This is a genomic window from Streptomyces sp. x-19 (genome assembly GCF_046549115.1).
Lineage (GTDB): Bacteria > Actinomycetota > Actinomycetes > Streptomycetales > Streptomycetaceae > Streptomyces > Streptomyces albulus_C.
The window spans coordinates 1-8,755 of the sequence record NZ_JAJPWK010000062.1; the positions used below are offsets into that span (position 1 = coordinate 1).

Here is an 8,755-nt window from a genome sequence, read left to right on the forward strand (position 1 = left end):
ATCCCGACCACCTCATGCACGAGCTCCGACATGGCCTTCGCCAGATCCAATACCGCAGCGACATCATCAACGGATGCCTCACCGGAACAGGGCTCACACCGACGACACCACGACTACAACCTCAGTAACAGGGTCAACCCGGCCCCGTCCGCGAATCGCGGGCGGGGCCGGGTTGACGAAGCCTGCGGGCTCTGGACCGCGCCGGGCCGGTCCACGGGAAACCGATGCATGAGGTGCGTACACCACAGTCATACATCTGTATGCTCACCAGTATGAGCACTCGTACGCGCACCACGGTGACCCTGCCGGACGACCTCCTCGCCCACGCTCGTGCCGCCGCCGGCGGCAACCTCTCGGCTTACATCGAGCACGCACTGCGGGCACAGCAGCTGCGCGATGCGGCCCCTGCCGTGCGGGCTTGGCGCGAGCGGACCGCATGCGACGCCGACACCGAGGAACTCGCCGACGCCTTCGGCGAGGACGTCGCGTGACCCTCGCCCCCGCCCTCGCCCGCGGCCAAGTCTGGCGCGTCCAGCTGGCCACCAAGACCCGCGCGGTGGTCATCGTCGAGTCGGACGCCGCCCTTACCGCCCTGCCTGGCACTGCGGTGTGCATGATGATCGACGAGACCCAAGGGGCCCCAGACACCGTCGTGACCATCCCGATGGCCCACCCCGTGCGCGGGGCCGCCGTCGCCATCGACCTCACCGCCCTGACCGACAAGCGCCTGACGGCCGGCGAGTTCCTCGGCACCGTCGAAGCGGAGACCATGGACCGCATCTCCGCCGCCCTGCGCGTGACCTTGGACCTCACCTGACGGCGCCGGCCGAACCGACCCCGTCCGCGAATCGCGGACGGGGCCTCGGTGCGCTCAGGTCGAATCCCGCTGCACAGGCTCCCGGCCGGGAGCCACCATGGCGACGTACACCCCGGCCTCTCTACCACCACCGGGCAGCGTATCTGCTGGACACCCCCTCCCCTCATGAACATGGCGCTGGACAAAGCGGCGATGAATTACCTTCGCAACCTTGTGTACAGTGCGAATGATGGTCTTCGTGTTGGTCTGTGCCGAGCCGGGCTTCCGTAGAAGGGCTTCAGATGACACTGATGAATGGCGCAACGGGAACCGCACCCAGCGATATTACGGATTCCGTCGGCCAAGTCAGCGACGACAGCAAGGCGCTGCGAGGTGGCAGCAATGTCGTTGACGACGAAGTCTTGCATGACTTACTTCTAATGGGAGGGCACATCATCGACCCCAAGACTGGTCGGGATGAGGCTGGCGACGTAGCCACCAAAGACGGGAGAATCGCCAAAGTCAATTCACGCATCTCTCCGCAATAGGCGCGACGAGTCGTCGATGCGTCAAGTTGCTACGTCACTCCCGACCTCCTTGATATTCATACACATCTGTTTCACGGTCGCCGTGATGCATACACGGACGGGATCGTGAGCGTTCCACCAGACACCTTTTCATTCCGCTGTGGTGTCACGACGATGGTGTATGCAGAATCAGCGGGGTGGCGGAATTTTGCGTGCTTTGAGGAGAATGCCATCAACCGCAGCCGGACACGAGTCCTATCGTTCCTCAACATTGTCGGACGTGGCATGGCCGGCGGCGGATTGGAACAAGATGTAGCGGGCATGGATCCGACAGCTACAGCCGTAACCGCCCTCAAACATCCCAGCATCGTCGGCATCAAGACTGCCCACTATCAAGGGCGTGACTGGGCTGCCGTTGAGCATTCCCTCCAAGCCGGCGACCGGGCCGGGCTTCCTGCCATGGTGGACTTCGGCGCCTCTCACCCCGAAGCCCCTTGGAACGACTGCTGACACAGGTGCTCCGCCCTGGGGACATCTATACTCACACGTATTCGGGAATGCGCGGGGAGTTGTGTGATGACGGGCGACTGAATCCCTGCATGCATGAAGGACGCCGTTGCGGTGTACTCTTCGACGTCGGCCACGGAGGCATCAGCCTCCGCTGGGATGTTGCCGCACGTTCACTGGACGAAGGTTTCGTGCCCGATTCCATCTCAACCGACTTGCACGCGGGGAGCATGAACGCAGGGATGAAAAACATGTCCAGCGTCATATCCAAGTTTCTGAGCCTGGGAATTTCCCTCAGCCAGGTCGTGGAGGCTTCCACCTGGCGCCCCGCTCAGCTCTTGCATCGCCCCGATCTTGGCCATCTGTCGCCCGGGGCGTGCGCCGATGTTGCAGTACTGAAAATCGAACATGGATCATTTGGTTTTATTGACAGCTGCAATTTTTGCCGTGAATCCTCAGTTCGTCTCGGGGCCGAGGTCACCCTCCGCAGTGGAGACATCGCATGGGACCTCAACGGCCGGGCAGCGCAGCCTTGGCAGACAAGTGGCGTTGCAACGACTGGTTGAACCCAGGCAGTTCCGGTCCCGCAAGTTCGTCCAGGCCCTCGACCGTCACCGGATGACCGGCTCGATAGGACGAGTCGGGGCGGCAGGCGACAACGCGGCCATGGAGTCCTTCTTCAGCTTGCTACAGAAGAACGTCCTCGACCGCCAGGCGTGGGCAACCCGCGAGGAACTGCGGATCGCGATCGTGACCTGGATCGAGAAGACCTACCACCGGCGCCGCAGACAAGCTGCCCTCGGCAGGCTGACCCCTGTCGAATTCGAGATCGTCATGACCGCACCGGCCTTCCAGGCCGCGTGACCAAACCTGTCACCCGAACCTGCATCAGACCCTGCGGTAGAACTCTTCAGCGTCGATGCGGTGTGAGCGTTCCACCTTGCCGTTGAGGTGCGGGGATGCCGGCTTGATGTAGGTGTGGGCGATGCCCTTGTCGAGCGCGTGCCAGTGGAAGGCGGACTGGAACTCCGCGCCGTTGTCGGTCTGGATGGCCTCGCCGCGGAAAGGTAGTCGTCCAAGGACGTAGTCCAGGAACTGGATGGCTGTCTTCTGGTCGCCCCGAGGGTAGATCCGCAGGACGCGCAGCCGGGTGCAGTCGTCGATCGCGGTGAACTGGTAGTACTTGGCCCGACGGCAGACCTTGGGCGTCGTGCCGACAACGGGGCCGGCTGCTGGGCCGTCGGGGCAGGCGCGCCGATCGGCTCGATGAACTTGACGTCAATCTGCACCCGGTTGCCGGGCAACTGCTTCTCGTAGCCGGTATAGCGCTTGTCGTGGCGCTTGTAGCGTTGCGATGCGGGCAGCCGGTTGAGACCCAGCCGCTTGAGGATGCGGTAGACGGCGGAGCAGGCGATATCGATGTCGTGGTACCGCTGGAGGTACATCCGGATCTTCATCGGGCCGAAGTGGTAGTTCTGCCGCAGGTAGACGATCTTGTTCACGATGTCGGCGTCGGTGGCATGGGAACTGTGGTGCGGCGCGCTGGAACGGTCGCGCAGGCCCTCGATGCCCTCCTCCTGGTAGCGCCGCTGCCACTTGTAGAAGCAGTTACGGCTGATCCCGTAGTACCGACAGGTCAGCGAGACATTCCCAGTGACCTCCTCGGCGTGGCGCAGGACCGCCAGACGTCGCTGGGCCTGGCGATCCTGCTGCTGTTGCGGTGAAGGGGGCATGGCTAGCTCCGTCGTAGTCGGAGATCCATGTGTCACCAATGTCCGGCAGCTTTATACCTAGGAGCGACGGCCCGACCAGACCACGTGCAGCGGCAGGTCAACCGTGCCGTGAGCCGGCCCGGCCAGGTCCTGCAACTGCGCCGGCAGTCGCTGTGCGCACTGGGCACACAGCAGCTCGAACGCGTTCGACACCGGGAACGTCATGCCCCCAACATCGCCCAGCGAGCCACGCGGTTACTACACAGCGCCTGAGCTCGAGTGGGCAGCCGTGCCGCCAGGGCGGTGGGTATGGCGGATGAGGAGAATCTGCCTACGGAGAGGGCGTACCACCGGGCTGGGTTCGATGCGTACTTCACCGCACTACGCGCGTGTCTGCGCCGGTACTTTGAGGAACTCGACGAGGACCCTTGGCGATACTGACGGGCAGGCTCACTCGCAGGCCATACACAAGAAAACGCTCCTGAAAACACGATCGCCGAGAACACCTCAATGGGGCGCTGCATCGGCTTCGCCTGGTAGGGACTTTCGCCTCTATTCGGCAGTGGCAAGGCGAGGCAGTTTGAATGTGGACGGCCACCGTGGGCAGGCCAAGCATTGCTGCTTGGTCCTGGCGTCCGTCATCGGCCCCGCGCGCATCCCCCGTAACGAACGCGCGGGGCCGAGTCCCGCCTGTCGCGGTCAGGAGGGCGATGCATGGGGCATGAGTCCTCTCGACGCTGGTCGAACTCTGGTCGCGCATCGGGGAGCTGGCCCGCAGGGCGGGTCTGGAGCTCCAATAGCAGGGGTTGCTGCGGCTGTTGTCATAGTTTCAGAAGCATGCCAGTGAAGTCCCGGCACTGGACCGGAAGTTGGCATATGAGGCAAATGGGTAGAATGTTCGGTATGGCGATTCGCATCCGGTCTCATGCGCGTGAGCGCCGCCGGTATGTCGTCGTTTCCCGATGGGCTGCGTCTGTCGTGGCAGCTCTGTGCGTGTTTGCGCTCTCCGCTGTGGTGCTGAGGTCGGAGGGGGATTTCAGCACCACAGTTGACCAGTCGACGCACTCCTCCGGCACCTTGCGTGCTGAGGCGACGCCGGCGCACACACCCTGGGACGACTCGTCAGGCAAGAGTCCATCCTGCGAGCGCCGCGGGAGCTGGTCTCTACCCGTCCTGGCACGCAATCCTGTTCCTCCGCTGCCAGCGCCGAGTGCGCAGGTGTCGTCCAGCCAGGACGCAGTCGGTCCCGTGGGCCTGTGTGGGCCGTCGAGGCCGGAGGTCAGTTCGGTCGACCTTCATCGATTGCGGGTCCAGCGACTGTAGGCCGCAATGCAACTTCCTAGCCTTGGCGAACCTCTGTCTCTCCTCTTTCCGAGCCGGCTGGTTCGCAACGACGCTCAACCTTCACATCCGCCATGGCGCGCAGCAGGCAGGCATGGCGGGGACTAGGACGTTCCATGGGACTCGGACCAGACAGCGCCCCCGTACCAGGGCAAAACATCCAGCAGCGGCATTCGAGTGCCTCCTCGCGGCGCCGGTTCTTGGTCGGCGCGGTAGCCGGGGTCGGCGGCACCTTGGGAATCGCAGCGTGGGCATCACGGAGCAATGCGGATGACGCCCAAGCTACCGCGTCAACCTCTACGGCGATCATCAAGATCACGCCCACGAACGGCACCACCGGCGCAGGCGTCACGGACGCTTCGGTGACGTGCACCAACGGTGAACTCACCGACATAACCCTCGTCGCAGCCAACAGCCCCTCTCCAGTCAAGGGCTCTCTGTCGGCAGACAGGAAGACCTGGAAGCCGGACTCTCCGCTGGAGCGCGGAACTGCCTACAAGGTGACGGTGAAGGCCAAGGACCTGCAGGAGCGGGCCCTGACGCAGCAGGCGGCCTTCACCACTGTCTCTGCCGCCAACAGTTTCATCGGCACCTTCACCCCCGAAGACGCCTCGACGGTCGGTGTCGGCATGCCGGTCTCCCTCACCTTCGACAGACCCGTCACCAACAAGAGGGCCGTGGAGTCCGCGCTGAAAGTGACAAGCAGCAGCGGCCAGCACGTCGTCGGTCACTGGTTCAGCGACACCCGGATCGACTTCCGTCCCAAGGAGTACTGGGAGGCTGGCTCCACAGTCACACTGCGACTCCGCCTGGCCGGCATCGAAGCAGCTCCCGGTATCAAGGGCATCCAGGACAAGACCGTCTCCTTCTTCATCGGCCGCCCGCAGATCAGTACCGTCGACGCCAGCACGCATACCATGACCGTGGTACGCGCTGGAAAGACCATCAAGGTCATCCCCATCTCGGCCGGGAGCACGAAGACGCCCACCTACAACGGCCAGATGGTGATATCCGAGAAGCACAAGGAAACCCGCATGGACGGGGCCACCGTCGGCTTTGGAGGCGAGTACGACATCCCCGACGTCCCCCACGCCATGCGACTGTCCACCTCCGGCACCTTCATCCACGGAAACTACTGGAGCAAAGGCGTCTTCGGCACCACCAACTCCAGCCACGGCTGTATAGGTCTAGCCGACACACAAGGCGCGAACAACCCCCAAACAACCGGCGCATGGTTCTACAACAACTCCCTCATCGGAGACATCGTCATCGTCAAGAACTCCCCAGACGAGACCATCCGCCCCGACAACGGCCTCAACGCCTGGAACATGCACTGGAACGACTGGGTCAAAGGCAGTACCCTACGCTGACTTCAGCCCAAGCGCGGGACCCCGCTACTCGTCACATGCACCACAACCGTGCCGGCACAGTTGTGGTGCAGCTCGCGGGTGTCCCCCTTCTCGCAGTGAAGACTTCTCATCCTCGATGTTGAAGGTGATGAGGGCCGTGGTTAAGGGCCCGTGACGCGGCAGGGCTCCTGGTCGTTCCGTTGGTGATTCCACTCATCAACGACGCGACACAGGAGCCCTGCCGCGACACAGTGCCACAGGTCATCAGGCGCAAGATCATCGGTCACCCGCAGAAGACTGCCGCTTCTCACTCGAACTGCCCAGGGCTCGCAGAACAACAACATGTGAAGTTCCGTTGCTCTGATCTGGGGTGTCAAGTCCCAGAAACCACAACTTAATCCTCTGCGAGCCCAAGCCCCCAACACAAACTCATTCTGAAGCGATCGGTAAGGTCCACGGTCCTGCGTGCGACAGACCTTAGTCCCTGTTGGAGTGCCCTCAACCCCCGGGAAACTTCCGACATGGAGAGCCTGGACACGTTCATCGTCGTCGTGAACGATCACTTCTGGACTTGGCTGCTGATCCCCTTGGTAGTCGGCGCTGGCCTGTACTTCACGGTCCGGTCGAAGGCCGTGCAATTGCGCCTACTGCCCGAGACGTTTCGCGTGATCAAGGAAAAGTCCCCCGCGCGCGCCGATGGACACAAGCCGGTGTCGTCTTTCGGGGCCTTCACCATCTCGGCAGCCGCTCGGGTTGGCACTGGCAATATCGCCGGCGTAGCCACCGCTATCACCCTCGGTGGGGCAGGAGCTGTCTTCTGGATGTGGATGATGGCGATCATCGGCGCCGCCTCCGCGTTCGTTGAGTCGACCCTCGCCCAGCTCTACAAGGTGCGTGACATCACCGGCGCCTACCGCGGCGGACCGGCCTACTACATGCAGAGGGCCTTGCGGAAACGCTGGCTCGGCGTCCTCTTCGCCGTGGTCATCACCCTCACCTTCGGTCTCGTTTTCAACGCCGTCCAGGCCAACACCATCACCGCCGTGGCTGGGGGGTCACTGCCGGAGATGGGCAGCCCCTGGGCCAACCCAGTCACCGGCCTGCTGCTTGCTGCTCTGCTCGGCCTCGCCGTCTTCGGCGGGGTTCGTAGGATGTCCTCCCTGACCTCCGTACTCGTCCCTGTGATGGCCATCACCTACCTCTTGCTCGGCCTGGCCGTGGTCCTGCTGAACATCACCGAATTCCCGCGCGTGATCGCTGAGATCGTCGGCGGCGCGTTCGGCATGCGTGAGCTCGCCGCCGGCGGCATCGGCGCGGCCATCCAGCAAGGCATCCGGCGCGGCATGTTCTCCAACGAGGCCGGCCTGGGCTCCGCCCCCAACGCAGGAGCCGCCGCCGAGGTCTCCCACCCGGTCAAGCAGGGCCTCGTGCAGTCCCTGGGCGTCTTCTTCGACACGCTCTTGGTGTGCACAATGACCGCGTTCATCGTCCTTGTCACCAATCCCGAACTCGCCGGCCGGCAGGGCGCTGACCTCACTCAGAACGCCCTCAACAGCACCCTCGGTGCCTGGGCCGGCCACGTGCTCACTGTAGTGGTGTTCATGCTCGCGTTCAGCTCGATGATCGGGAACTACTACTACGGCGAGACCAACATTCAGTTCATCACCCGCAAGCCCTGGGTGCTCTCCTCATACCGGTGCCTGGTCCTGGCAGCCGTGGTGCTCGGGTCGCTGGGCTCTGTCTCGATGGTCTGGAACCTCGCCGACGTCTTCATGGCCGTCATGGCCCTGATCAACCTGCTCGCCATCATTCCCCTGTCCGGCATCGCCTTCCGACTCCTGGACGACTACCTGGCCCAACGCAGGACTGGACTGGACCCGGCCTTCACTCGGCACCGTATCCCCGAGCTCAAGGGTGTGCAGTGCTGGGCCCCGTTCCGGGGGCATGAGGAGACTCAGACTCATCCGGTTAGCACAGGGCAACGGAACTCGGCACAGGTCTGACCAACTGCCAGGTCTGTCGTCCCGCCATCGAGTGGTCGTGGGCAGCCGCCCAGCTGAGAGGTTCCCCTGAGATGCGGAGGGTGTTGACAGATGGTCAGATGGTTCTCTGAGAGGAGCATCGACCATGGCTGCACCCGGGAAGTACTCGTTGGAGTTGCGTGAGCGTGCGGTGCGGATGTACCGCACCACGGAGCCGAGGCCACAGATCAAGAGGCTAGCCGTCGACCTCGGTGTGCATCCCGAGGCCCTGCGCGGCTGGATCCGGCAGGCCGAGGCGGACGCCGGCGAGCGCGGCGCCGCCTCACTGGACCTCTTTCATCCTGCCCCTAGTAGTGCTTGGTCAGGTTCACTCGCCGGTGGCGTGTCCGTTTGATCGGGTGTGTCGTTGACGGGCCTTGACCCCGGAGTTTGAACACGTCTATGCGGCTCGGGTCAGGGTAGTTGATGTTGTGTGGAAGGTGTCCTCGTAGGCGATTGGGGATCGCTGGCCGAGGCTGGAGTGGCGGCGTCGGGTGTTGTA

Annotated in this window: 10 protein-coding genes and 2 pseudogenes; 9 read left to right on the forward strand and 3 right to left on the reverse strand. The window is 63.5% G+C overall.

The window, feature by feature from the left end; all coding sequences use genetic code 11:
- Nucleotides 1-272: 272 nt before the first annotated feature.
- The 6 genes and pseudogenes from ACLJT4_RS41805 to ACLJT4_RS41830 form a co-directional block, all read left to right on the forward strand.
- Nucleotides 273-491, forward strand: a complete 219-nt coding sequence (locus tag ACLJT4_RS41805; protein WP_411130373.1) for a type II toxin-antitoxin system CcdA family antitoxin — start codon at nt 273-275, stop codon at nt 489-491.
- The gene (locus tag ACLJT4_RS41810) at nt 488-817 is read left to right on the forward strand and encodes a type II toxin-antitoxin system PemK/MazF family toxin (RefSeq protein WP_411130375.1); all 330 of its coding nucleotides are present in this window, start codon (nt 488-490) and stop codon (nt 815-817) included. Before ACLJT4_RS41805 ends, ACLJT4_RS41810 begins: the two co-directional genes overlap by 4 nt.
- A 281-nt stretch (nt 818-1,098) precedes the next feature.
- A complete protein-coding gene (locus ACLJT4_RS41815; protein WP_411130376.1) occupies nt 1,099-1,344 on the forward strand; it encodes a hypothetical protein in 246 nt (81 codons plus the stop codon).
- Nucleotides 1,345-1,449: 105 nt separating this feature from the next.
- Complete coding sequence (locus ACLJT4_RS41820; protein WP_411130378.1) at nt 1,450-1,833, forward strand: hypothetical protein; 384 nt, start codon at nt 1,450-1,452, stop codon at nt 1,831-1,833.
- An 89-nt stretch (nt 1,834-1,922) separates the two neighbouring features.
- Nucleotides 1,923-2,396, forward strand: a complete 474-nt coding sequence (locus ACLJT4_RS41825; protein ID WP_411130380.1) for an amidohydrolase family protein — start codon at nt 1,923-1,925, stop codon at nt 2,394-2,396.
- A gap of 7 nt (nt 2,397-2,403) precedes the next feature.
- Nucleotides 2,404-2,694, forward strand: a pseudogene (locus ACLJT4_RS41830) (integrase core domain-containing protein); the annotation flags it as partial.
- 24 nt (nt 2,695-2,718) lie between these two features.
- Here the strand turns inward: ACLJT4_RS41830 and ACLJT4_RS41835 are convergent.
- The 3 genes and pseudogenes from ACLJT4_RS41835 to ACLJT4_RS41845 form a co-directional block, all read right to left on the reverse strand.
- On the reverse strand, nt 2,719-2,994 hold the full coding sequence (locus ACLJT4_RS41835; RefSeq protein WP_411130385.1) for a hypothetical protein: 276 nt from the start codon (nt 2,992-2,994) through the stop codon (nt 2,719-2,721).
- Nucleotides 2,995-3,275: 281 nt separating this feature from the next.
- Nucleotides 3,276-3,563: pseudogene (locus ACLJT4_RS41840) on the reverse strand (helix-turn-helix domain-containing protein); the annotation flags it as partial.
- Between the two features lie 57 nt (nt 3,564-3,620).
- Nucleotides 3,621-3,767: a hypothetical protein gene (locus tag ACLJT4_RS41845; RefSeq protein ID WP_411130381.1), complete on the reverse strand. Its 147-nt coding sequence runs from the start codon at nt 3,765-3,767 to the stop codon at nt 3,621-3,623.
- A gap of 1,232 nt (nt 3,768-4,999) precedes the next feature.
- Here ACLJT4_RS41845 and ACLJT4_RS41850 point away from each other — a divergent pair.
- The 3 genes from ACLJT4_RS41850 (at nt 5,000) to ACLJT4_RS41860 (ending at nt 8,608) form a co-directional block, all read left to right on the forward strand.
- On the forward strand, nt 5,000-6,253 hold the full coding sequence (locus ACLJT4_RS41850) for a L,D-transpeptidase (protein WP_411130382.1): 1,254 nt from the start codon (nt 5,000-5,002) through the stop codon (nt 6,251-6,253).
- A 500-nt stretch (nt 6,254-6,753) separates the two neighbouring features.
- Nucleotides 6,754-8,235: an alanine/glycine:cation symporter family protein gene (locus ACLJT4_RS41855; RefSeq protein WP_411130383.1), complete on the forward strand. Its 1,482-nt coding sequence runs from the start codon at nt 6,754-6,756 to the stop codon at nt 8,233-8,235.
- Nucleotides 8,236-8,359: 124 nt separating this feature from the next.
- Nucleotides 8,360-8,608, forward strand: coding sequence for a transposase (locus ACLJT4_RS41860; protein WP_411130384.1), 249 nt, complete (start codon nt 8,360-8,362; stop codon nt 8,606-8,608).
- Nucleotides 8,609-8,755 lie beyond the last annotated feature (147 nt).

Excerpts from the sequence above, each read along its gene's own strand:
- ACLJT4_RS41805 (WP_411130373.1), top strand. The coding sequence starts at position 273 with ATGAGCACTCGTACGCGCACCACGGTGACCCTGCCGGACGACCTCCTC.
- ACLJT4_RS41815 (WP_411130376.1), top strand. The coding sequence starts at position 1,099 with ATGACACTGATGAATGGCGCAACGGGAACCGCACCCAGCGATATTACG.
- ACLJT4_RS41825 (WP_411130380.1), top strand. The coding sequence starts at position 1,923 with ATGCATGAAGGACGCCGTTGCGGTGTACTCTTCGACGTCGGCCACGGA.
- ACLJT4_RS41845 (WP_411130381.1), bottom strand. The coding sequence starts at position 3,767 with ATGACGTTCCCGGTGTCGAACGCGTTCGAGCTGCTGTGTGCCCAGTGC.
- ACLJT4_RS41850 (WP_411130382.1), top strand. The coding sequence starts at position 5,000 with ATGGGACTCGGACCAGACAGCGCCCCCGTACCAGGGCAAAACATCCAG.
- ACLJT4_RS41855 (WP_411130383.1), top strand. The coding sequence starts at position 6,754 with ATGGAGAGCCTGGACACGTTCATCGTCGTCGTGAACGATCACTTCTGG.
- ACLJT4_RS41860 (WP_411130384.1), top strand. The coding sequence starts at position 8,360 with ATGGCTGCACCCGGGAAGTACTCGTTGGAGTTGCGTGAGCGTGCGGTG.